At 69.2% G+C, this 23,156-nt stretch carries 20 protein-coding genes; 10 read left to right on the top strand and 10 right to left on the bottom strand.

Translation table 11 applies throughout. From position 1 onward, the window contains the following. The first annotated feature begins 4 nt into the window (after nt 1–4). Both AMK21_RS07000 and AMK21_RS06995 read left to right on the top strand, forming a co-directional pair. Complete coding sequence (locus AMK21_RS07000) at nt 5–1,087, top strand: inositol-3-phosphate synthase (protein ID WP_073875203.1); 1,083 nt, start codon at nt 5–7, stop codon at nt 1,085–1,087. 125 nt (nt 1,088–1,212) lie between these two features. Continuing rightward, nucleotides 1,213–2,481, top strand: coding sequence for an MFS transporter (locus tag AMK21_RS06995; RefSeq protein WP_073875201.1), 1,269 nt, complete (start codon nt 1,213–1,215; stop codon nt 2,479–2,481). Nucleotides 2,482–2,582: 101 nt separating this feature from the next. Here AMK21_RS06995 and AMK21_RS06990 read toward each other — a convergent pair whose 3' ends face one another. After that, entirely contained in the window at nt 2,583–4,025 is a 1,443-nt protein-coding gene (locus AMK21_RS06990; protein ID WP_073875199.1) for a CCA tRNA nucleotidyltransferase, read from the bottom strand. Nucleotides 4,026–4,207: 182 nt separating this feature from the next. On the opposite strand from AMK21_RS06990, the gene AMK21_RS06985 reads away from it, so the two are divergent. The 7 genes from AMK21_RS06985 to trxA all read left to right on the top strand — a co-directional run bounded on the left by AMK21_RS06985 (nt 4,208) and on the right by trxA (nt 13,867). Then, nucleotides 4,208–6,502 carry a DUF6049 family protein gene (locus AMK21_RS06985; protein ID WP_073875197.1) on the top strand — a complete coding sequence of 765 codons (2,295 nt, stop codon included), beginning with the start codon at nt 4,208–4,210 and terminating at the stop codon, nt 6,500–6,502. A 50-nt stretch (nt 6,503–6,552) separates the two neighbouring features. Then, nucleotides 6,553–8,718: a murein biosynthesis integral membrane protein MurJ gene (gene murJ / locus AMK21_RS06980; protein WP_073875195.1), complete on the top strand. Its 2,166-nt coding sequence runs from the start codon at nt 6,553–6,555 to the stop codon at nt 8,716–8,718. 129 nt (nt 8,719–8,847) lie between these two features. Beyond that, nucleotides 8,848–10,593, top strand: coding sequence for a protein kinase family protein (locus AMK21_RS06975; RefSeq protein ID WP_073875193.1), 1,746 nt, complete (start codon nt 8,848–8,850; stop codon nt 10,591–10,593). Nucleotides 10,594–10,693: 100 nt separating this feature from the next. Then, complete coding sequence (gene sigM, locus AMK21_RS06970) at nt 10,694–11,410, top strand: RNA polymerase sigma factor SigM (protein WP_073875191.1); 717 nt, start codon at nt 10,694–10,696, stop codon at nt 11,408–11,410. After that, nucleotides 11,407–12,405, top strand: a complete 999-nt coding sequence (locus tag AMK21_RS06965; protein WP_073875189.1) for an anti-sigma factor family protein — start codon at nt 11,407–11,409, stop codon at nt 12,403–12,405. The genes sigM and AMK21_RS06965 overlap by 4 nt, the downstream gene beginning before the upstream one ends. 113 nt (nt 12,406–12,518) lie before the next feature. After that, a complete protein-coding gene (gene trxB / locus AMK21_RS06960) occupies nt 12,519–13,490 on the top strand; it encodes a thioredoxin-disulfide reductase (RefSeq protein ID WP_018513871.1) in 972 nt (323 codons plus the stop codon). A 44-nt stretch (nt 13,491–13,534) separates the two neighbouring features. Then, complete coding sequence (gene trxA / locus AMK21_RS06955) at nt 13,535–13,867, top strand: thioredoxin (protein ID WP_073875187.1); 333 nt, start codon at nt 13,535–13,537, stop codon at nt 13,865–13,867. An 83-nt stretch (nt 13,868–13,950) separates the two neighbouring features. Here the strand turns inward: trxA and AMK21_RS06950 are convergent, their stop codons facing one another. The 9 genes from AMK21_RS06950 to rpmH form a co-directional block, all read right to left on the bottom strand. Beyond that, the gene (locus AMK21_RS06950; RefSeq protein WP_073875185.1) at nt 13,951–14,568 is read right to left on the bottom strand and encodes a GNAT family N-acetyltransferase; all 618 of its coding nucleotides are present in this window, start codon (nt 14,566–14,568) and stop codon (nt 13,951–13,953) included. Nucleotides 14,569–14,889: 321 nt separating this feature from the next. Next, the gene (locus tag AMK21_RS06945) at nt 14,890–15,969 is read right to left on the bottom strand and encodes a ParB/RepB/Spo0J family partition protein (protein WP_073875183.1); all 1,080 of its coding nucleotides are present in this window, start codon (nt 15,967–15,969) and stop codon (nt 14,890–14,892) included. Further along, complete coding sequence (locus AMK21_RS06940; RefSeq protein ID WP_073875181.1) at nt 15,966–17,039, bottom strand: ParA family protein; 1,074 nt, start codon at nt 17,037–17,039, stop codon at nt 15,966–15,968. Before AMK21_RS06940 ends, AMK21_RS06945 begins: the two co-directional genes overlap by 4 nt. 317 nt (nt 17,040–17,356) lie before the next feature. Next, nucleotides 17,357–18,073 carry a 16S rRNA (guanine(527)-N(7))-methyltransferase RsmG gene (gene rsmG / locus AMK21_RS06935; RefSeq protein ID WP_018513875.1) on the bottom strand — a complete coding sequence of 239 codons (717 nt, stop codon included), beginning with the start codon at nt 18,071–18,073 and terminating at the stop codon, nt 17,357–17,359. A gap of 109 nt (nt 18,074–18,182) precedes the next feature. Further along, nucleotides 18,183–18,695: a protein jag gene (locus AMK21_RS06930; protein WP_015609843.1), complete on the bottom strand. Its 513-nt coding sequence runs from the start codon at nt 18,693–18,695 to the stop codon at nt 18,183–18,185. A 14-nt stretch (nt 18,696–18,709) separates the two neighbouring features. Next, entirely contained in the window at nt 18,710–19,966 is a 1,257-nt protein-coding gene (gene yidC / locus AMK21_RS06925) for a membrane protein insertase YidC (protein WP_073875179.1), read from the bottom strand. A gap of 3 nt (nt 19,967–19,969) precedes the next feature. Then, nucleotides 19,970–20,329: a membrane protein insertion efficiency factor YidD gene (yidD, locus tag AMK21_RS06920; RefSeq protein WP_073875177.1), complete on the bottom strand. Its 360-nt coding sequence runs from the start codon at nt 20,327–20,329 to the stop codon at nt 19,970–19,972. Next, nucleotides 20,326–20,697 (bottom strand): ribonuclease P protein component, encoded by a 372-nt coding sequence (gene rnpA, locus AMK21_RS06915; RefSeq protein WP_073875176.1) that lies wholly within the window; start codon nt 20,695–20,697, stop codon nt 20,326–20,328. Before rnpA ends, yidD begins: the two co-directional genes overlap by 4 nt. Before the next feature lie 19 nt (nt 20,698–20,716). After that, the gene (rpmH, locus tag AMK21_RS06910; protein WP_003967884.1) at nt 20,717–20,854 is read right to left on the bottom strand and encodes a 50S ribosomal protein L34; all 138 of its coding nucleotides are present in this window, start codon (nt 20,852–20,854) and stop codon (nt 20,717–20,719) included. Nucleotides 20,855–21,235: 381 nt separating this feature from the next. Here rpmH and dnaA point away from each other — a divergent pair, with 381 nt between their 5' ends. Beyond that, a complete protein-coding gene (dnaA, locus tag AMK21_RS06905; RefSeq protein ID WP_073875174.1) occupies nt 21,236–23,071 on the top strand; it encodes a chromosomal replication initiator protein DnaA in 1,836 nt (611 codons plus the stop codon). Nucleotides 23,072–23,156 lie beyond the last annotated feature (85 nt).

Raw genomic sequence — 23,156 nt, 5'->3', positions numbered from 1 at the left:
CGGAATGGGTTCGGTTCGCGTAGCCATCGTAGGCGTGGGCAACTGCGCCGCCTCGCTGGTGCAGGGCGTCGAGTACTACAAGGACGCAGATCCGGCCGGCAAGGTGCCCGGCCTGATGCACGTTCAGTTCGGCGATTACCACGTCAGCGACGTCGAGTTCGTCGCCGCCTTCGACGTCGACGCGAAGAAGGTCGGCCTCGACCTCGCGGACGCCATCGGCGCCAGCGAGAACAACACCATCAAGATCGCGGATGTGCCGAACACGGGCGTCACCGTCCAGCGCGGCCACACCCACGACGGTCTGGGCAAGTACTACCGCGAGACGATCGAGGAGTCCGCGGACGCCCCGGTCGACGTCGTCCAGGTCCTCAAGGACAAGCAGGTCGACGTTCTCGTCTGCTACCTCCCCGTCGGTTCCGAGGTCGCCGCGAAGTTCTACGCGCAGTGCGCCATCGACGCCAAGGTCGCGTTCGTCAACGCTCTCCCGGTCTTCATCGCCGGCACCAAGGAGTGGGCGGACAAGTTCACCGAGGCCGGTGTCCCGATCGTCGGCGACGACATCAAGTCCCAGGTGGGCGCCACCATCACGCACCGCGTGATGGCGAAGCTCTTCGAGGACCGGGGCGTCGTCCTGGACCGCACGATGCAGCTGAACGTCGGCGGCAACATGGACTTCAAGAACATGCTCGAACGTGAGCGCCTGGAGTCCAAGAAGATCTCGAAGACGCAGGCCGTCACCTCGCAGATCCGTGACCGCGAGCTCGGTGCGGACAACGTCCACATCGGCCCCTCCGACTACGTGGCCTGGCTGGACGACCGCAAGTGGGCGTATGTGCGCCTCGAGGGCCGCGCCTTCGGTGACGTTCCGCTGAACCTGGAGTACAAGCTCGAGGTGTGGGACTCCCCGAACTCGGCCGGTGTCATCATCGACGCCGTCCGCGCGGCGAAGATCGCCAAGGACCGCGGCATCGGTGGCCCGATCCTCTCGGCTTCGAGCTACTTCATGAAGTCCCCGCCGGTGCAGTACTTCGACGACGAGGCCCGCGAGAACGTCGAGCGGTTCATCAACGGCGACACCGAGAGCTGAACCAGCCCTCACGCATGACCGCATCACCGGAGCACTGAGCGGCGACGCTCACCTCCTCCTGCCGCACGTCGGGGGTCCCCGGGCAATCCGCCCGCGGACCCCCGACGTGTGTGACGCTTGCTCCCATGTCTGTCGCGCGTGATCTGCGCACTCTCCTGCGCCTGCGGAACTTCCGCCGCCTGCTCACCGTGCGGCTCCTCTCCCAGTCCGCCGACGGCGTCTACCAGGTCGCCCTCGCCGCGTACGTCGTCTTCTCGCCGGAGAAGCAGACCTCGGCGGCCGCCATCGCCTCGGCCATGGCAGTTCTGCTCCTCCCGTACTCGCTGATCGGCCCCTTCGCGGGCGTCCTGCTGGACCGCTGGCCCCGCCGCCAGGTCTTCCTGTACGGGAACCTCCTGCGGGCCTCTCTAGCCTCCTGCACCGCCCTGCTGATCCTCGCCTCGGTACCGGACTGGCTCTTCTACGCCTCGGCCCTCTGCGTCACCGCCGTCAACCGCTTCGTGCTGGCAGGGCTCTCCGCCGCGCTGCCGCGGGTGGTCGACGACGAGCGGCTCGTCGTCGCCAACTCGCTCTCCCCGACGGCCGGCACCCTCGCCGCCACCGCGGGCGGTGGCCTCGCCTTCGTCGTACGGCTGGTGGCCGACGAGTCGGACGCGGCGGTCGTCCTGCTGGGGGCCGTGCTCTATCTGCTCTCCGCGCTGGCGTCGCTGAGTCTGCCGCGCGCGCTGCTGGGGCCCGATCCCGGCGGAACGCCCCTCCGGCTGCGGGCCGCACTGACCGTCACGGCCAGCGGGCTCGTCGCCGGACTCCGCCACCTGGGGGAGCGGACCCGCGCGGCCCGGGCGCTGGCCGCGATGACGGTGCTCCGCTTCTGCTACGGCGCGCTCACCGTGATGGTGCTCATGCTCTGCCGCTACGCCTGGTCGGACGGCGACTCCGACGGACTGGCCCTGCTCGGCCTCGCGGTCGGGGTCTCCGGTGCGGGCTTCTTCGTAGCCGCCGTGATGACCCCCTGGGCCGTGGGGCGGCTCGGACGGTACGGATGGATCACGGCCTGCGCCGGATCCGCGGCCGTCCTGGTTCCGGCTCTGGGACTCTCCTTCACCCCCGCGCCGATGCTGATCGCCGCCTTCGTGCTCGGCGTCGTGACCCAGGGATCGAAGATCGCGACGGACACGGTCGTCCAGACGTCGGTGGACGACTCCTTCCGCGGCCGGGTCTTCTCGCTCTACGACGTGCTCTTCAACGTCGCGTTCGTGGGCGCGGCGGGGGTCGCGGCGCTGCTGCTCCCGCCGGACGGCAGATCCGTCGCCGTGGTGACCGGAGTGGCCGTGCTGTACGCGACCGTCGCGGTGGCCATGTTCCGCAGGCGCTACACGAGCAGCGGTGGGTAACCGGTCCCGGATGTGCTGAGGGGCGTTGTCTCACGTGAAACAACGCCCCTCAGCACATCCGGTGTGGGTGATGTTTCACGTGAAACGTCACCCACACCGACTCAGCTCTGCTCCGCCCACCATTCCTTGAGCGCCGTCACCGCCGCGTCATGCTCCATCGGGCCGTGCTCCAGCCGCAGCTCCAGCAGGAACGCGTACGCCTTGCCGATCACCGGCCCGGGGCCCACCCCCAGCGTCTGCATGATCTCGTTGCCGTCCAGATCCGGGCGGATGGAGTCGAGCTCCTCCTGCTCCTGGAGCAGGGCGATCCGCTCCTCCAACCCGTCGTAGGTCCGGGAGAGGGCGTTCGCCTTGCGCTTGTTCCGGGTCGTGCAGTCCGACCGGGTCAGCTTGTGGAGCCGATCGAGGAGCGGCCCGGCGTCGCGCACGTACCGGCGGACGGCGGAGTCGGTCCACTCCCCGTCGCCGTACCCGTGGAAGCGCAGGTGGAGCTCGACCAGCTTCGACACGTCCTTGACCAGGTCGTTGGAGTACTTCAGCTCGGTCATGCGCTTCTTGGTCATCTTGGCGCCCACCACCTCGTGGTGGTGGAAGGAGACCCGGCCGTCCTTCTCGAACCGCCGCGTCCTCGGCTTGCCGATGTCATGAAGCAGGGCCGCCAGCCGCAGAACGAGGTCGGGGCCGTCCTCCTCCAGGTCGATGGCCTGTTCCAGGACGGTCAGCGAGTGCTCGTAGACATCCTTGTGACGGTGATGCTCGTCACTCTCCAGTCGTAGCGCGGGCAGCTCGGGCAGCACATGGTCGGCCAGCCCGGTGTCGACGAGGAGGCCCAGGCCCTTGCGGGGGTGGGCGGAGAGAAGGAGCTTGTTGAGCTCCTCGCGGACCCGCTCGGCGGAGACGATCTCGATCCGGCCGGCCATCTCCGTCATCGCGGTGACGACCTCGGGGGCGACCTCGAAATCCAGCTGCGCCGCGAACCGGGCGGCACGCAGCATGCGCAGCGGGTCGTCCGAGAAGGACGCCTCAGGCGTCCCCGGGGTGCGCAGCACGCGCTCGGCCAGGTCCTTCAGGCCGCCGTGCGGGTCGACGAACTCCTTCTCCGGCAGCGCGACGGCCATCGCGTTGACTGTGAAGTCCCGGCGCACGAGGTCGTCCTCGATGGAGTCGCCGTAGGAGACCTCCGGCTTGCGCGAGGTCCTGTCGTACGCCTCCGACCGGTAGGTCGTGACCTCGATCTGGTAGCCGTCCTTCTGGGCGCCGACGGTGCCGAAGGCGATCCCGACCTCCCACACCGCGTCGGCCCAGGGACGGACGATGGTCAGTACGTCCTCGGGGCGGGCGTCGGTGGTGAAGTCCAGGTCGTTCCCCAGCCTGCCGAGCAGCGCGTCGCGGACCGAGCCGCCGACCAGCGCGAGGCCGAATCCGGCCCCCTGGAAGCGGCGGGCGAGGTCGTCGGCGACCGGGGACACTCGCAGCAGCTCACTCACCGCGCGATGCTGCACCTGGTTCAGTGCACTGGCGTTCTCTTCGTTGGCGTTCGGCACAACAGAAAAGGGTACGTGCACGGACCGGTCGCGGCGTCATCGTTTATCCGGCCCCTGCGTGCCTCCCGCGATCATGTGAGCCGGACCCCAGCACTTCGGCCCTCCGCACCTCGTTACCATGCGGGGACGCAGGACCGACAACGATCGACAGACTCCGATGACGACGAGGGACGGGTAAGCGCGTGGCCCAGGCGGCAGACATCCAGGGGATGCGTCCCTCTCCTGCCCGCCGATGGCTGCGGCGCACGGTCTCCGTGGTCCTCGGGGCACCGCTGCTGGCCGGACTCCTGGCCGTTCCGGCCACCGGGAGCGCGGGGGCCGCCGAACCGGTGAAGGCCCCCACGGGATCCCGCACGGTCGATGTGTCCCTGGACACGCTCTCCCCCGCCGCCCCCGTCGAGGGGGACACCCTCACCGTTTCCGGGACGCTCACCAACAAGGGCCCGGAGACGATCGACGACGCCGAGGTCGACCTGCGGGTGGGCCCCCGGCTCTCCGGCCGGGGAGAGGTCGACGACGCCGCCAAGCGCAAGGGCTACACACCAGGCGCCGACCCGGCCCCGATCGACGACAAGTACACGGTGAAGATCCCCAAGCTCGCCCGGGGGATCAGCCAGAACTTCACGCTCGCCGTTCCCGTCGACAAGCTGGACCTCGACGCGTCTGGCGTCTACCAGCTGGGCGTCTCGGTCTCCGGCCGTACGGCAGCCACCCCCTACGAGCAAGTGCTGGGCATCGAGCGCTCATACCTCCCCTGGCAGCCCGAGAAGAGTGACAAGAGGACGAAGCTCACCTTTCTCTGGCCGCTGATCGCCTCCCCGCACGTCACCGCCGAGACGCGCTCGGACGAACAGCAGACGCCGGTGTTCGCGGACGACAAGCTGGCCGAGGAGCTGGCGCCGGGCGGACGTCTGCAGCAGATGGTCGCCCTCGGCAGCCGGCTCCCCGTCACCTGGGTCGTCGACCCGGACCTGCTGGCGAGCGTCGCCGCGATGGCCGGGGGTTACGAGGTCAAGTCCGGTGACACGACCGTGCCGGGCAAGAACCGGGCCGTCGCCGGACAGTGGATCACCGCCCTGCAGAAGGTCGTCGAGGACGGCAAGGTGATCGCTCTGCCGTTCGCCGACCCCGATCTGGCCTCCATCGCGCACCGGGGCAAGAACGTCTCCGGCACGCTCAGCCACCTGCAGAACGCCTCCACGGTGGGCGCCACCACGGTGGAGACCATCCTCCACGTGAAGCCGTCCACCGACTTCGCCTGGCCCGTGAACGGCGCGGTCGACCCGGGCATCGTGGATGTGGCGACCTCCGCCGGCGCCCATCATGTGATCGCCCGCAGCGACAGCTTCCCGGAGACCGGCGGCCTGCCGTACACCCCGACGGCGGCACGGCCGATCGGCGGGGGCACCACCGCTGTCGTCGCCGACTCCCGACTGTCGGCCGTGTTCGACCGCAGCATGGTCCGGGCGGGCGCCTCGACCCTCGCGGTCCAGAACTTCCTCGCGCAGACCCTCGCGCTGAACGAGCAGGCGCCGGACAACGAGCGCAGCATCGTCGTGGCACCCCAGCGGATGCCCACGGCCGCCCAGGCGCAGTCGATGGCGCGCGCCCTGGAGGCCCTCTCGGACGACCGCTGGACGCAGCCGCAGGACCTGGTCGCCGCCGCCGAGGCGAAGCCGGACCCGCTGGCGACCACGAAGGTGCCGCGGGCCTCCGCGTACCCGAAGAAGCTCCGCAGCCAGGAGCTGCCCACCCAGGCGTTCCAGGACATCCGGACCACCCAGGGCTCCATCGACAGCTTCGAGACCATTCTCACGCTGCCCGAGCGCGTGGTGACCCCCTTCGGCAACGCGGTCAACCGCTCGATGTCGACGTCCTGGCGGGGCCGCTCCCAGGAGGCGCAGACCTACCGGGACGACGTGCTCAAGCATCTGAAGAACCTCACCGGCGAGGTCCAGCTGATCGACAAGTCGGATGTCACTCTCTCCGGCCGCAGCGCGACGATCCCGGTGACGGTGCAGAACAAGCTGGTGCAGGGCGTCGACAGGCTCGTCCTGAGGCTGAAGTCGGACAACATCCGTCTGAAGTTCAACGAGGGCGGGACGATGGCCGAACTGCCGGTCCGGATCGGGGGCGGGCACAGCCAGTCGGTGAAGTTCGACACGGCGACCAGCGCCAACGGACGCGCCCAGGTGACGGCCCGGCTCTTCACTGAGGACGGCACGCCGTACGGCGAGGAGATGACCTTCACCGTGAAGGTCTCCGAGGTCACCCCCACCGTCCTGCTCGTCATCGCCGGCGGGCTGCTCCTCCTGGTGCTGGCCGGGGTCAGGATGTACAGCCACCGCAAGCGCGCCGTGGCAAGCGACACGTCGAGCGGCGACGGCGGCGAACCCGAGCAGCCGAGTGACCCGACCCCGGACACCGGACCGGAAAGCGGGGCCCCGTCGGGAACGGGTGAGAAAGTGGACCGTTGAGCGATGTCCGTCATGGCCGGCCGGCCGGGGACGATGAGGTAGGGGTTTCGATGAACGCGCCGTACGACGGTGACCGCGGCCAGGGCGCCGGCGGAGCAGGGTCTCCGTCCGGGCCCCCCGCCCCTCCGGACGCGGGACAGGGCGGCGGGCAGGCGCCGCCCGACCCGTACCTCCAGCACGCCTACGAGGACGACCCCTACCGGGCGCAGGACCTCGCGGCCCAGGACCCGGTGGGCGAGGCGCTCTACGACCGGGCGTCCCACCCGCCGCCGCCCCCCGGCACCTACCAGGAGCCGTCGGCGCTGTACCAGCAGCCGCCCGCGGCCCCGTACGCCCCCGACCCGCGCATCTGGGCCCAGACACCGCCTCCCGAGCCCTCGGGGCCCTCACGCCACCTCCCGTACGGCGACCGTCCGGCGACCACGCAGTTCGTCGGCGTCGACGACCTGGTCACGCAGGCGTCGGACGACCGGCAGGAGCCGGACGCCTTCGCCCACCTCTTCCGGGACCAGGAAGGGTCGAGGAAGGTCCCGGGCCCGCCCGAGCCGGAACCCGCCCCCGGTCCCGCCCCGTCGAAGTCCGGCGGCGGGCGGGTCTCCGGGGTGCTGAAGTCCAGTGCGCTGATGGCGGCCGGCACCCTCGTCTCCCGGCTCACCGGCTTCATCCGCTCCCTGGTGATCACCGCGGCTCTCGGTGCCGCACTGCTCGGTGACAGCTTCACCATCGCGTACACGCTGCCGACCATGATCTACATCCTCACCGTCGGCGGCGGACTCAACTCGGTCTTCGTCCCGCAGCTCGTCCGCGCGATGAAGGACGACGAGGACGGCGGCGAGGCCTTCGCCAACCGGCTGCTGACCCTGGTGATGGTCGCGCTCGGCCTGATCGTGGCCATCGCGGTGCTCGTCGCGCCGGTGCTCATCCAGCTGATGTCGAACACCATCGCCGACGATGTCGCCGCCAACAGCGTCGCCGTCACCTTCGCCCGGTACTGCCTGCCCACCATCTTCTTCATGGGCGTGCACGTGGTGATGGGTCAGATCCTCAACGCCCGGGGCAAGTTCGGCGCGATGATGTGGACCCCGGTCCTCAACAACATCGTCATGATCATCACGTTCGGCCTCTTCATCTGGGTCTACGGCACCTCCGCCGAGTCCCGGATGGGCGTGGACACCATCCCGCCGGAGGGCGTCCGGCTGCTGGGTATCGGCACCCTTCTCGGGCTGGTCGTCCAGGCGCTGGCGATGATCCCGTACCTGCGCGAGGCGGGCTTCCGCTTCCGCCCCCGCTTCGACTGGAAGGGCCACGGGCTCGGCAAGACGGTCAAGCTGGCCAAGTGGACCGTACTGTTCGTCCTGGCCAACCAGGCGGGCGTCCTGGTCGTCACCCAGCTCGCCACCTCGGCGGGCAAGCTGGCCGGCAAGGACGGCACCGGCTTCCTGGCCTACTCCAACGCCCAGCTGATCTGGGGCATGCCGCAGGCCATCATCACGGTCTCCGTCATGGCCGCGCTGCTGCCCCGCATCTCCCGGGCCGCCCACGACAACGACCCCGGCGCGGTCCGGGACGACATCTCGCAGGGCCTGCGCAACTCCGCCGTCGCCATCGTCCCGGTCGCATTCACCTTCCTCGCGCTCGGCCTGCCGATGTGCACCCTGCTGTACGCCTCCAGCGGCGCCGAGGCCGCCCGGTCCATGGGCTTCATCCTGATGGCGTTCGCCCTCGGCCTGATCCCGTACTCCGTGCAGTACGTCGTACTCCGCGGCTTCTACGCGTACGAGGACACCCGCACTCCCTTCTACAACACGGTCATCGTGGCGGCCGTCAACGCCGCCGCCTCCGCCCTCTGCTACGTCGTCCTGCCCGCCCGCTGGGCCGTCGTCGGCATGGCCTTCTCCTACGGTCTGGCCTACGCGGTCGGCGTCGGTGTCGCCTGGCGCCGACTGCGCACCCGGCTCGGCGGCGACCTGGACGGTGCGCATATCGTGCGGACCTACGCCCGGCTCTGCATGGCGGCGGTACCCGCGGCCGTCATCGGCGGCGGCATCGGATTCGCGATCCTCGAACTTCTCGGCTCGGGCGCTCTCGGATCGCTGGCTGCGCTGATCTGTGGCGGCACCCTCCTCATGGGCGTCTTCTTCGTCGCCGCGAAGAAGATGCGCATCGAGGAGGTCAACGGCCTGGTCGGCATGGTCCGTGGACGGCTCGGACGCTGAATGAGCGCACGGCCGCACAACCATCGCCGGACTCCGCGTGTCGTGGATAGCGCCGGAGTGTGGGCACAATTGGCGTGACTGTGGCGAGCTGGCCGGCTTCGCGCAACGGATGGGGAGGCAGGAACGACGGTGGCGGAACGTAGCACGGCTGCCGTCGACGTGGCCGACAACGGCGGCGACGAGCCGCTGGCCGCCAAGGCGGACAAGGCCACGAACGACGGAACGGCGCAGGCCGAGGACACCGAGGGCGCGAGCCCCCAGACGCCCGAGAACCCCAAGGGTCACGACGGCGGGCGGGCACGTTCCGAGGCCGTTCCGGCGACCCCCGATGTACACAGCGGCCACAAACTGGCCGAGCGCTACCGCCTCGAGGAGTGCGTCACCCGTCTGGACGGCTTCAGCAGCTGGCGGGCGGTCGACGAGAAGCTGCGCCGCGCGGTCGGCGTCCACCTGCTGCCCGCGAACCACCCCCGGGCCCGCTCCGTGCTGGCCGCGGCCCGGTCGTCCGCGCTGCTCGGCGACCCCCGCTTCGTCCAGGTCCTGGACGCCGTCGAGGAGGACGATCTCGTCTACGTCGTCCACGAATGGCTCCCGGACGCCACCGAGCTCACCGCTCTGCTGGCCGCCGGACCGATGGACGCCCACGACGCCTACCAACTCGTCAGCCAGCTCTCCCACGCGATGGCGGCGGCCCACCGTGAGGGCCTGACGCACCTTCGCCTCACCCCCGGCGCCGTACTGCGCAGTTCCACCGGCCAGTACCGGATCCGCGGCCTCGCCGTGAACGCCGCCCTGCGCGGCATCACCTCCGAACGCCCCCTGCGTCAGGACACCGAGGCGATCGGCGCACTCCTGTACGCGGCGCTGACCAAGCGCTGGCCGTACGAGAACGACGCGTACGGTCTCTCCGGGCTGCCCAAGGGCATGGGACTCATCGCCCCGGACCAGGTCCGCGCCGGCGTCCACCGCGGCCTCTCCGAGCTCGCCATGCGCGCCCTCGCCAACGACGGGGCCACCGCCTCCCGTCAGGAACCGCCCTGCACGACTCCGGACGAACTGGCCAAGGCCGTCGCGGCCATGCCGCGCGTCCTGCCGCCCGAGCCCACGTTCGCCGCCCAGCCCGTTTACCAGCAGCCGGTCTACCAGCGGACGACCTATCAGCAGGGCACCTACGGAAGGCCGTCCACCCATCCGTCGTCCGTGACCCAGCCGGTGCTTGCGGCCCCTCCGGCGCCCCTCCAGAGCCGTACCGGACGGGTACTCAAGTGGAGCGTCTCGGCACTGCTCATCGCCGCGCTCGGCCTCGGCAGCTGGCAGCTCGCGGAGATCCTGCTCGACCAGCGCAAGGGCTCCGACGACACCGGCGTCACCCAGCCGACCGACGACGAGAAGCCGGCACCCGCCCCGCCCAAGCCGCTGACCATCGCGGACGCCACCGAGTTCATGCCCGACGGTTCGGGGATCAGGCCGGGGGACGTTCAGAACGTCATCGACGACGACTCCTCCACGGCGTGGGTCACCAACCGCTACCTGGGCTTCGCCAACTTCGGCAACCTTCCCCAGCGCCGGCAGGGCAGCGGGATCATCGTCGACCTGGGTAAGGTCCAGAACGTCCGCTCCATCGATGTGGACATGTACCGCAGCGGTCAGACGACGGCGGTGCTCGCCGCGGATCCGGACGCCTCCTCGTCACCCTCCTCGTCGGCGGACTTCCCCCAGCAGATCGTCGGAAAGAAGATCGCGGGGAAGACGCTCAAGGAGGAGCTGGAGAAGCCCGTCCGGACGCGCTACGTCCTGATCCACATCACGGAACTGCCCGCGGACGGCACAGGCGGCTATCGCGGCGGGATCAACGACATCTCCGTCCTCGGCTGATCAGGAGCTGGTGTGGAGACTCCGCACCGGCCCTGATCACCCGGCGAGCGGCCCGTTAATGTGGCACACGACATCGGATCCGGTTCGGAGGGGGAGCACGGTGGATGCCGTTCCACCAGAGGCGCCGGGCGACGCGGACCTGCTCGCCCTCCATGTGGCGGGCGACCCCGACGCCTTCGGTGTACTCGTACGGCGCCACCGTGAGCGGCTGTGGGCCGTGGCGCTGCGCACCCTCGGGGACAGGGAAGAGGCGGCCGACGCCGTCCAGGACGCCCTCGTCTCCGCCTTCCGGGCCGCCCACACCTTCCGCGGCCAGTCCGCCGTCACGACCTGGCTGCACCGCATCACCGTCAACGCCTGTCTCGACCGGGTCCGTAAAGCGGCCTCCCGCAAGACGTCACCGGTGGACGACGCGGAACGGCTCGACCAGCTCCTGGAACCCCACGAGTCGGCCGAGGCCCCCGCCGAACGGCAGGATCTGCACCGCCAGCTCTTCGCCGCCCTGGCCACCCTCCCCGCCGAGCAGCGTGCGGCCCTCGTCCTGGTCGACATGCAGGGTTATCCCGTGGCCGAGGCCGCCGGCATCCTGGGCGTCCCGACCGGGACCGTGAAGAGCCGGTGTGCCCGGGGACGGGCGAGACTGGCTCCCCTGGTCCGGCACCTGCGCGGCGCCGCCGGCGACGAGGGCGCCGACGGGGCGAGCCACATCACCGGAAGGAACCGGACGCCCGGTGCATCCGTCCCACCTGCGTCAGGACCGAACGACGCAGGAGCGAACGACCCAGCCGCTGTGAAGGGAGGAGGTGGACGCCCGTGACATCCACGACTGGCACGGCCCAGCACCCGGAGGTCTCCGAGATCTCCGATCTCACCGAGGGGCTGCTCACCCCTTCCCGCGCGGCAGAGATCCGCGACCACCTCGCGGAGTGCGAGCTGTGCGCGGAGGTACGGGACTCCCTGGAAGAGGTCCGCGAGTTGCTCGGCGCCCTGCCGGACCCCGAGCCGATGCCCGGAGACATCGCCGCCCGGATCGACGCGGCGCTCGCCGCCGAGGCCTGTCCGGGCTCCCCGGCGGATGAAGGGGCCGGTGGGGCCCCCGCTGTTTCACGCGATGCCGATGCTTCACGTGAAGATGCCGATGTTTCACGTGAAACAGAGAGCGCGGAGACCGGCGAATCGTCCTCCGTGACGCCCCGCACCGGTTTCTCCCCGGCCCGCCCGGCGGGCAGCCCTCATGGGTCCACCGGACCCGGGCGCAGCCACACCCGACGCCGTCGGCGTGCGGTGTTCCTGGGCACCGCGTGCGGCGCCGCACTCATCGGCATGAGCGTCCTCTTCCTCCAGAACCTGTCGTCGTCCTCCGATTCGACGGGCGCGGCCGCCGACCGGGCCGTCAGCGCCTCGGAAGGCGCGACGCACGGCTACTCCCCGGAGACTCTCGAAACCAAGGTCCAGGACCTTCTGGGCGGCGGAGCCGGCACGGAGGACTTCACCGGGCAGAAGCAGTCACCAAGCAAGGACGAGCAGGCGGTACCCGAGGCTGAGCCCTCCGGCACCAAGGCCTCCAGGAGCCCGCTCATCGCCCCTGCCGTCGCCGTACCCCCGTGCGTGCAGCAGGCCACCGGCCGTACCACACCGGCCCTCGCCATCGACGAGGGGACCTATCAGGGGACGGACGCCTTCCTCGTCGTCCTTCCACACCCGAGCGATCCCACCCGCGTGCAGGCCTATGTCGTCGCCTCCTCCTGCGTGGACACCGCTCCCGGGTCGACCGGTCGACTGCTGCTCACAGAGGCGTACGACCGCCCCTGAGGACCGCTACGGCACGTCGGGAATGCAACACCCGTAGGATCCGTTGGGTGGGGTGAGAGTCGTTGAACCGACCCCATAGGCAGTAGGCAGTCTGCAGAGACGAGGAAGAACCCGTGAGCGACGTCCGTAATGTGATCATCATCGGCTCCGGACCGGCCGGGTACACCGCCGCGCTCTACACCGCTCGTGCCTCACTGAACCCGCTGGTCTTCGAAGGCGCGGTCACGGCCGGCGGCGCACTGATGAACACCACCGACGTGGAGAACTTCCCCGGCTTCCAGGACGGCATCATGGGCCCCGAGCTCATGGACAACATGCGGGCCCAGGCCGAACGCTTCGGCGCCGAGCTGGTTCCCGACGATGTCGTCGCGGTGGACCTCACCGGCGACATCAAGACGGTCACCGACACGGCCGGCACCGTGCACCGCGCGAAGGCCGTCATCGTCACCACCGGCTCCCAGCACCGCAAGCTCGGACTGCCCAACGAGGACGCCCTCTCCGGCCGCGGCGTCTCCTGGTGCGCCACCTGCGACGGCTTCTTCTTCAAGGACCACGACATCGCCGTGGTCGGCGGCGGCGACACGGCCATGGAGGAGGCGACCTTCCTCTCCCGCTTCGCCAAGTCCGTAACGATCGTCCACCGTCGCGACACCCTGCGTGCCTCCAAGGCGATGCAGGACCGGGCCTTCGCCGACCCGAAGATCAAGTTCGCCTGGGACAGCGAGGTCGCCGAGGTCAAGGGTGAGCAGAAGCTCTCGGGCCTGACCCTGCGGAACACCAAGACCGGCGAGCTCTCCGAGCTTCCGGTGACCGGCCTCTTCATCGCCGTCGGGCACGACCCGCGCACCGAGCTCTTCAAGGGCCAGCTGGAGCTCGACGACGAGGGGTACCTGAAGGTCGAAGCGCCCTCCACCCGCACCAACCTGACCGGTGTCTTCGGCGCCGGTGACGTGGTCGACCACACCTACCGGCAGGCCATCACCGCTGCGGGCACCGGCTGCTCCGCGGCGCTGGACGCCGAGCGCTTCCTCGCCGCACTGGCGGACGTGGAGCCCGCCGAACCGGAGAAGACCCCGGCAGTCTGAACTTCCCCACCGCACGCCCACCCCGAGAGACTAAGGAGGCCGCCGTGGCCGGCGACCTGAAGCACGTAACCGACGACACGTTCGATGATGTCGTCCTCAAGAGCGAGAAGCCCGTTCTGGTCGACTTCTGGGCTGCCTGGTGCGGCCCGTGCCGTCAGATCGCTCCCTCGCTGGAAGCGATCGCAGCGGAGCACGGCGACCAGATCGAGATCGTCAAGCTCAACATCGACGAGAACCCGGCCACCGCTGCCAAGTACGGCGTGATGTCCATCCCGACCCTGAACGTCTACCAGGGCGGCGAGGTCGCCAAGACCATCGTCGGCGCCAAGCCGAAGGCCGCGATCCTCCGCGACCTCGAAGGCTTCATCACCAAGTAACTGCGCCCTGGTGCGATGTTTCACGTGAAACGGGCCCATCCCCTCAGCGGGGTGGGCCCGTTTCCGCAGCCGTCCGAGCCCGGTCAGAGCGGGCGCAACGCCGGTTCCTTCTGCACTGCTCCCAGGAGCCGGTCGAGAGCCATCTCGACGTCCTCCTTCCAGGAGAGCGTCGTCCGCAGTTCCAGCCTCAGCCGCGGATATCGCGGGTGGGGCCGCACGGTCTTGAAGCCGACCGCCAGCAGGTGATCCGCCGGAAGCACACAGCCGAACTCCTCCGCCCGGGCATCCCCGAACGCCTCGATCGCCTTGAAACCCCGGCGCAGCACGTCCTTGGCCACCGTCTGCACCATGACACGACCGAGCCCCTGGCCCTGATACCCCGGAACGATCAAACCGGTGATGAGCTGAACGGCGTCGGGGGAGACCGGGCTGGTGGGGAAGGCCGTCGAGCGCGGAACATACGCAGGCGGCGCATAGAGGACGAACCCCGCCGGGACGTCGTCCACGTAGACCACCCGGCCGCAGGAGCCCCACTCCAGGAGCACCGCGGAGATCCAGGCCTCTTTCTCCAGCTCCGGCTTGCCCGCCTCTACCGCGGCTTCCCCGCTGACCGGGTCAAGCTCCCAGAAGACGCACGCGCAGCAGCGCTCGGGGAGATCCTGAAGGTTGTCCAAGGTGAGCGGTACAAGCCGACGCCCCATGGCGGCGATCCCTCACTTCTCTCGCCCGCCGCATCGCGTGCGGCCGCCAGCGCGTTCCGTTCGTGAAACAGACTGCCGACGAATCCCCCGACTGCTCCCAGGCCGAGCCCGACCGTCACCAGTCGGCTGCGGCTCACTGTTCGCAAGGTCCCCGCCCTCCTTCGAGGTCGATCACCGTGGATGTGCCATCCCAGATCGCATCGTATCCACCCAGAGGTGATGCGGATACCGAGAGAGAGCAAAGGGCGGGCCGTGTTCCGGTGAGTACCGGAACACGGCCCGCCCTTCGCGCGGTCCTACGCGCAAGCGGACGCCTGGGAGTCAGCTCTCGTCGTCCTCGTCAGGAGCTTCGGCGAGACGGCGCTCCAGCACCTTTCCCTCACCCGGGGCGAGGGAGCCGAGGATCCGGTCCAGATCCTCCATCGAGGCGAATTCGACGGTGATCTTCCCCTTCTTCTGGCCCAGGTCGACCTTCACCCGGGTCTCGAAGCGGTCGGAGAGCCGGGTCGCCAGGTCGGTCAGTGCGGGGGACAGCCGCGCACCGGCCCGGGGGCCCTTCGGCTTGGGCGAGCTCGTGGGACGCGAACCCATGAGCGTCACGATCTCCTCGACCGCGCGGACCGAGAGACCCTCCGCCACGATGCGGTGGGCCAGCCGGTCCTGCTCCTCGGAGTCGTCCACCGACAGCAGGGCCCTGGCATGGCCGGCCGAGAGGACGCCTGCGGCCACTCGCCGCTGCACCGGCGGCGAGAGCCGCAGGAGCCGCAGCGTGTTGGACACCTGGGGCCGGGACCGCCCGATCCGGTCGGCCAGCTGGTCATGGGTGCACTTGAAGTCCTTGAGGAGCTGATCGTACGCGGCAGCCTCCTCCAGCGGGTTCAGCTGAGCCCGGTGGAGGTTCTCCAGCAGCGCGTCCAGGAGGAGCTTCTCGTCGTCCGTGTCCCGGACGATGGTCGGGATCCGCTCCAGGCCGGCTTCGCGGCAGGCCCGCAGACGACGCTCGCCCATGATGAGCTCGTAGCGGTCCGCCCCCACCTTGCGCACGACGACCGGCTGGAGGAGACCCACCTCCTTGATGGAGGTGACCAGCTCGGCCAAGGCGTCCTCGTCGAAGACCTCGCGGGGCTGGCGGGGGTTCGGCGTGATCGAACCGATGGGCAGCTCGGCGAAGTACGCACCGGAGGTCCCCGACCCCTGGTCCGGCGAGGTCGCCGGCTCCGGCACCAATGGGGACGACGGGAGTGCGGTCACCTTCGCGGCCGCCACTCCTCGCTCCGCCGTCAGAACCGGTCCCCCGCCGGAGGCGGAACCGCCTCCGGGCCCCGGCACCTGCTTCTCCTGGGGAGCGGCGGGGATCAGCGCACCGAGCCCACGTCCCAGCCCTCTACGTCGCTCACTCACTGGATGCCCTCCGAAACGTTCTGCTGGCTGTTCTGAATCGCGTGGGCGTGCTGGGCCTCGTAGTGCACCCCGACACCCCGCAGGGCGATCTCCCGGGCGGCTTCGAGGTACGAGAGAGAACCGCTGGACCCTGGGTCGTAGGTCAGCACGGTCTGCCCGTAACTCGGCGCCTCGGAGATGCGGACGGACCGCGGGATGCTCGTCCGCAGCACTTCCTTGCCGAAGTGGGTACGGACCTCCTCGGCGACCTGGGAGGCGAGCCTGGTCCTGCCGTCGTACATGGTCAACAGGATCGTGGAGACATGCAGATCGGGGTTCAAGTGGCCCCGCACCAGGTCGACATTGCGCAGCAGCTGGCCCAGCCCCTCCAGCGCGTAGTACTCGCACTGGATAGGGATCAGCACCTCCGCGCCGGCCACCATCGCGTTCACCGTGAGAAGGCCGAGGGAGGGAGGGCAGTCGATGAGGATGTAGTCCAGCGGCTGCTCGTACGCCTGGATGGCCCGCTGAAGCCGGCTCTCCCGCGCCACCAGCGACACGAGCTCGATCTCCGCACCGGCGAGATCGATCGTGGCGGGGGCGCAGAAGAGACCCTCGACGTCCGGAACGGGCTGAACCACTTCGGAGAGCGGCCGGCTCTCCACCAGGACGTCATAGATCGACGGAACATCGGAGTGGTGATCGATCCCCAGCGCCGTGGAGGCGTTGCCCTGGGGGTCGAGGTCGACCACCAGGACACGCGCACCGTGCAGGGCCAGCGAGGCAGCGAGGTTGACCGTCGTGGTCGTCTTACCGACCCCACCCTTCTGGTTGGCCACCACCATGACGCGTGTCCGGTCAGGGCGAGGCAGCCCCTCACCGGCGCGGCCGAGGGCCTCTACGGCCAGCTGGGCAGCGCGACCGATGGGTGTGTCGTCCATCGGCGGCGGTGTTTCACGTGAAACACCGTCCCCCACGGACTCGGTTCGGGGACCGGGGACCGGATCGGTCATCGGTCCCGCGATGTTGGCGTCGGACCGCAACGGTTCACTCTCCTCGACTTCAGGCTCGCAATGAGCAGAGCCTGCCATGCTTTCGGGGTCGTGAACCAGCGAGGCCCGCTGATCTGTGGATGAATCCGGACGTGTGGACAACTCGGTAACCCGTACGGGCTTCCGGTCGCGCGGTGTGGCAGCCGCACGACCGCGGCCGATGATTCCCTGCAGCAGAGAGCGACGTTTCACGTGAAACACGATGCCCCCGCATCGCAACTACCAGGCCACGACACTCCGCAGGGGGTATAGATGGCCTCTTTCCCGACATTTCCCTGCTAGACGACAGAGATCATCCGGAAGGGGCTACGGGGGACCGCTCCCCTCCGTGCCGGTCGTGGCGCGACCGGCAGCCCTCAGCGACGGCGTCGGGTGCGTCCCACCCGCGCGGCCTTGGCCCTCTTTGCGGCGAACCTCACACCGCCCGGGCTCTCGCCCACCACCACGCGCACGACCGTGGACAGCGGATCGACCACGCCCTCGCCGACCTGGAGCACCTCGGTCTCCAGCACGCCGAGCTTGCTCAGGGCCGCCCTGGCACCGTTGATCTCCTCCTCGGCCGTGTCGCCCTTGAGCGCGAGCATCTCCCCGTAGGGGCGCAGCAGGGGCACACCCCAGCCGGCCAGCCGGTCCAGCGGCGCCACGGCGCGAGCGGTCACCACGTGGACGGGCTGAAGCGTCCCGAGGACCTCCTCGGCCCTCCCGCGCACCACCGTCACATGGTCCAGGCCGAGCAGTTCGACGACTTCCTGGAGGAAGTTCGTCCGGCGGAGCAGCGGCTCCAGCAGCGTGATCTTGAGGTCGGGGCGTACCAGGGCAAGCGGGATGCCGGGCAGGCCGGCACCCGAGCCCACATCGCAGACCGTGACGCCTTCCGGCACCACCTCGGAGAGCACCGCGCAGTTCAGCAGGTGCCGCTCCCACAGCCGCGGCACCTCACGCGGCCCGATCAGGCCGCGCTTCACTCCGGCATCGGCGAGAAGCTCCGCGTACCGGACAGCCTCCGGGAAGAGCTCTCCGAATACCGCCTGCGCCTCTTCAGGTGCCTGGGGGAGCTCTGCAGCGTCCGTCACGGGGACCGTCCTTCCGTACCGCACTAGCGCACTGGGGGTGGCTGACTATCAGGCTGACAAAGATCGGCCCCGCCTGCGAGCAGACGGGGCCGACAGTACAAGGATCCGGTCAGGCCGGGAGAACGACGACGAAGCGCTGCGGCTCCTCGCCCTCCGACTCGCTCCGGAGACCGGCTGCGGCGATCGCGTCGTGCACGACCTTGCGCTCGAACGGCGTCATCGGGTCCAGCTTGACCGGCTGGCCCGAGGTCTTGACGTCGTTGGCGGCCTTGGCACCCAGCTCGGCGAGGATCTCGCGCTTCTTGGCCCGGAAGCCGCCGATGTCCAGCATCAGACGGCTGCGGTCGCCGGTCTCCCGGTGAACCGCCAGCCGGGTCAGCTCCTGGAGCGCCTCCAGCACCTCACCGTCGCGCCCCACGAGCTTCTGGAGTTCACGCGGGGAGTCGCTGATGATCGATACCGCGGCCCGGTCCGCCTCGACGTCCATGTCGATGTCGCCGTCGAGGTCGGCGATGTCGAGCAGGCCTTCGAGGTAGTCGGCTGCGATCTCCCCCTCCTGCTCCAGGCGGGTCAGAGTGTCGCTGCCCTCAGCGGCGGCCGTGGAGGTGGTGCCTTCCGTCACGGGTGGACTCCTTCTTACTTCTTGGACGGGTGCTTGGGCCGCTGCGGGCCCTTGCGCTGTCCGGACTTGGCTTGGCGTGAGGAGCCGGAGGCGGGCTTGCCCGCCGACGTCGGCTTGTCGTCCTGCGGTGCGTCCTGCTTCTGGAGCGAGGTCTTGGAGTCGGCCGCGGGCTCGTCCTTGGCCGCACCGGCGGTGGCGGCCGTCTGGCGCTTCGCCTTGGTCTGGCGCTTGGGCTGCTGGCGCCTGGGAGCCGTACCGCCCTCGGCCTCGAGAACGGCCGTCTCGCTCTTCTGGACGGTGCCGTCCTCCTGAGCCGCGAAACCCTTCTTGCTCAGCCCGGTGATGAACTTGCGCTCGATGTCGTTGCGGTCGGGCCCCTTGGCCACGATCGCCTTGACGGTCCTGCGCTGCGTCCGGCCGCGGACCTGACCGCGGGAGTCCACGGCCTTGAGCACCCGCTGGAGGTAGGCGTCCTGCGCCTTGCTGCCCGGCGTCGGGTTCTGGTTGATCACGTACATCTGCTGACCCATGGTCCAGACGTTCGTGGTCAGCCAGTAGACGAGGACACCGACGGGGAAATTGACGCCCATCACGGCGAAGATGACCGGGAAGATGTACATCAGCATCTTCTGCTGCTGCATGTACGGGGTCTTCACCGTGAGGTCGACGTTCTTCGTCATCAGCTGGCGCTGGGTGAAGAACTGCGAGGCCGACATCAGCACGATCATGATGGCGGTGACGACCCGGACGTCCAGCAGCGTGGCGTCGAGCGAGCTGAGCTTGTCGACGCTGTCGGTGAACTTCGCGGCCAGCGGCGCGCCGAAGATGTGGGCCTGACGGGCGCTGTCCAGCAGGTCCTGGTTGATCGCGCCGATCTTCTTGCCCGAGGCGATGGACGACAGCACGTGGTACAGGGCGAAGAAGAACGGGGACTGCGCCAGGATCGGAAGGCACGAGGAGAGCGGGTTGGTACCCGTCTCCTTGTACAGCTTCATCATCTCTTCGGACTGACGCTGCTTGTCGTTCTTGTAGCGCTCCTGGATCGCCTTCATCTTCGGCTGGAGCACCTGCATGTTGCGGGTCGACTTGATCTGCTTCACGAAGAGCGGGATCAGGCAGATCCGGATCAGCACCACCAGGGACACGATGGACAGGCCCCAGGCCCACCCGGAGTCATCGCCGAAGAGCGCTCCGTAGACCTTGTGGAACTGGACGATGACCCACGAGACGGGCGTGGTGATAAAGCTGAACAGACTGGCAATCGTGTCCACTAATCAGGCTCCTTGAGCATTGGGCGAGGTCTCTGTGGCCGGGCTCGGGGGTGCGGAGACCGGCCCCCCGGACGGCACATCAGCGGCGGGCTCCCCGCCCTTGCCGCCGCGCAGGCCGTTGCGCAGCAGCTCGTGCCACCGCGGACGCTTGCGTTCCGGGACATGGTCCACACCGCCGGGTGACCACGGATTGCATCGCAGGATGCGCCAGGCGGTCAGCGCTGTTCCCTTGATCGCACCGTGCCGGTCGATAGCCGTATATCCATAGTGGGAACACGACGGGTAATAGCGGCAGACAGGCCCGAGGAGTGGGCTGATCGTCCACTGGTACAGCTTGATGAGGGCAAGCAGCGGGTACTTCATCTCGCGCCCCCTCCCAGCAACCGCTGAAGGGCGGCATCCAGGTCTCGGGCCAGCTGTGCATGGTCGGCGTCGCCCGCACCGGGCAGCGCTCGTACGACAACAAGGCTACCGGGGGGCAACTGCGCCAGCCGGTCGCGGACCAGATGGCGAAGCCTCCGCTTCACAGCGGTACGGACGACCGCGCCTCCCACCGCTTTGCTGACAACGAAACCCGCACGCGGCGGGGGAACAGTCTCCCCAGTCACGTGCGGGTCCGTTTCACCGCTGCGTAGATGGACGACGAGCAGTGGACGTCCGGCTCGACGCCCTCGTCGTACCGCGGTCGCGAAGTCCTCGCGCCGCCTCAGCCGATTCTCGGTAGGCAGCACGTCATGGACCTGTAAGCGATCAGGCGGACAGGCTGCTGCGGCCCTTGCCACGGCGGTTTGCGAGAATCGCGCGGCCGGCACGGGTACGCATGCGCAGACGGAAGCCGTGGGTCTTGGCGCGACGGCGGTTGTTCGGCTGGAAGGTGCGCTTGCTCACTCGGGGGCTCCAGAAATGATTCGTGTCTTGGCGGGACATCGCCTGGCTGTCACCGTGCGCCCACGAGGAACTCGCGTAAACGCCTTAGTGCACCGCTTCACAATCACAGATCGTGATCTTTGCCCATCGGAGGCAGGCGGCAGCAGCCATCGACAACTCGACCTGGTCACGGTACGCGCGGCTACGCCATCCGGTCAAACCAGCTCCGCGCGACCCCCCATTGTGCACAGCCTGTGGACAACGACTTGAACCGCGCGGCCCGGCCTGACTACCGTGGCTGAACTCCGGTTCTTTTCCTTCCCGACTGCCGGGCCTCACCCATCCCGACCCATCCCGTCCCGAGAACCACACATTCGTGGGACATGCGAGAGAGCGTGCCTTGTGGCTGACGTACCTGCCGATCTTGCCGCAGTGTGGCCACGAGTGCTGGAACAACTCCTCGGGGAGGGCCAGCAGGGCATCGAGCCGAAGGACAAGCAGTGGATCGAGCGCTGCCAGCCGCTGGCACTCGTCGCCGACACCGCACTCCTGGCCGTCCCCAATGAATGGGGCAAACGCGTGCTCGAGGGCCGCCTCGCTCCACTGATCAGCGAGACGCTGACCCGGGAGTGCGGCCGCCCCATCCGGATCGCGATCACCGTTGACGACTCCGCGGGCGAACCACCCTCCCCGCCGGCGCCCCCCATGCACCAGTCGCACCAGAGCCAGCAGGGCCACCGCTACCAGGGGCAGCCGCGCGACGACGGGCGCGACGACGGCTACGACGGATACGGCCACCGCCCCTCCGACGACGGTATGCCGACGGCCCGCCCGGCCTACCCCGACTACCAGCAGCAGCGCCCCGAGCCGGGCGCCTGGCCGCGCAACCAGGAGGACCTCTCCTGGCAGCAGCCGCGGCACGGGGGCTATCAGGACCGTGAGCAGCCCGCCTCCGACACCTACCGCGAGACCGAGTCGTACCGCGACCAGCCCTCGGAGCAGTGGCGTGAGCCGTACGGCACCGGGCGCCCCCAGCAGCCGCAGCACGACTACCGGTCGCAGCCGCCCGAGCGCCAGGGGTACGAGCAGCAGCGCGACCGCCACGACCAGCACCGCCAGGGCGGGCCCGGCCCCGGACGCACCGGCGGCCCTGGCCCCGGCCCCATGGGCGCCCAGCCGGCGCCCGCGCCGGGACCGGGAGAGCCGCACGCCCGGCTGAACCCGAAGTACCTCTTCGACACCTTCGTGATCGGCGCCTCCAACCGGTTCGCGCACGCCGCTGCCGTGGCCGTCGCCGAGGCGCCCGCCAAGGCGTACAACCCTCTCTTCATCTACGGGGAGTCGGGGCTCGGCAAGACCCACCTGCTGCACGCGATCGGGCACTACGCGCGCAGTCTCTACCCGGGCACCCGGGTGCGGTACGTGAGCTCGGAGGAGTTCACCAACGAGTTCATCAACTCGATCCGCGACGGCAAGGGCGACACCTTCCGCAAGCGGTACCGCGATGTCGACATCCTCCTGGTCGACGACATCCAGTTCCTGGCGAGCAAGGAATCGACGCAGGAGGAGTTCTTCCACACCTTCAATACGCTGCACAACGCGAACAAGCAGATCGTGCTCTCCTCGGACCGGCCGCCCAAGCAGCTGGTGACACTGGAGGACCGGCTGCGCAACCGCTTCGAGTGGGGGCTGACCACCGACGTCCAGCCGCCCGAGCTGGAGACCCGGATCGCCATCCTCCGTAAGAAGGCGGTGCAGGAGCAGCTGAACGCGCCTCCGGAGGTCCTGGAGTTCATCGCCTCGCGGATCTCGCGCAACATCCGTGAGCTGGAGGGCGCCCTGATCCGGGTGACGGCCTTCGCCTCCCTCAACCGGCAGCCGGTGGACCTCGGGCTGACCGAGATCGTGCTGAAGGACCTGATCCCGGGCGGTGAGGAGTCGGCACCGGAGATCACCGCGCCGGCCATCATGGCGGCGACCGCGGACTACTTCGGTCTGACCGTGGAGGACCTCTGCGGATCCTCGCGCAGCCGGGTCCTGGTGACGGCGCGCCAGATCGCCATGTATCTGTGCCGGGAACTCACTGACCTCTCGCTGCCGAAGATCGGCGCGCAGTTCGGCGGCCGCGACCATACGACGGTGATGCACGCGGACCGGAAGATCCGGGCGCTGATGGCGGAGCGCCGCTCCATCTACAACCAGGTCACCGAGCTCACCAACCGCATCAAGAACGGCTGACGCCGGCCGCTCAAGGCATCGCAGAGGGCCTCGCAGGGCCTCGCAGCAAGCACGCAGGGCGCCTCGCAACGACCTCCCACGGTCC

Source organism: Streptomyces sp. CB00316 (assembly GCF_001905595.1).
Classification (GTDB): Bacteria; Actinomycetota; Actinomycetes; order Streptomycetales; family Streptomycetaceae; genus Streptomyces.
Note: the sequence above shows the minus strand (reverse complement) of the source record. Positions and strands in the feature narration are given on the sequence as shown.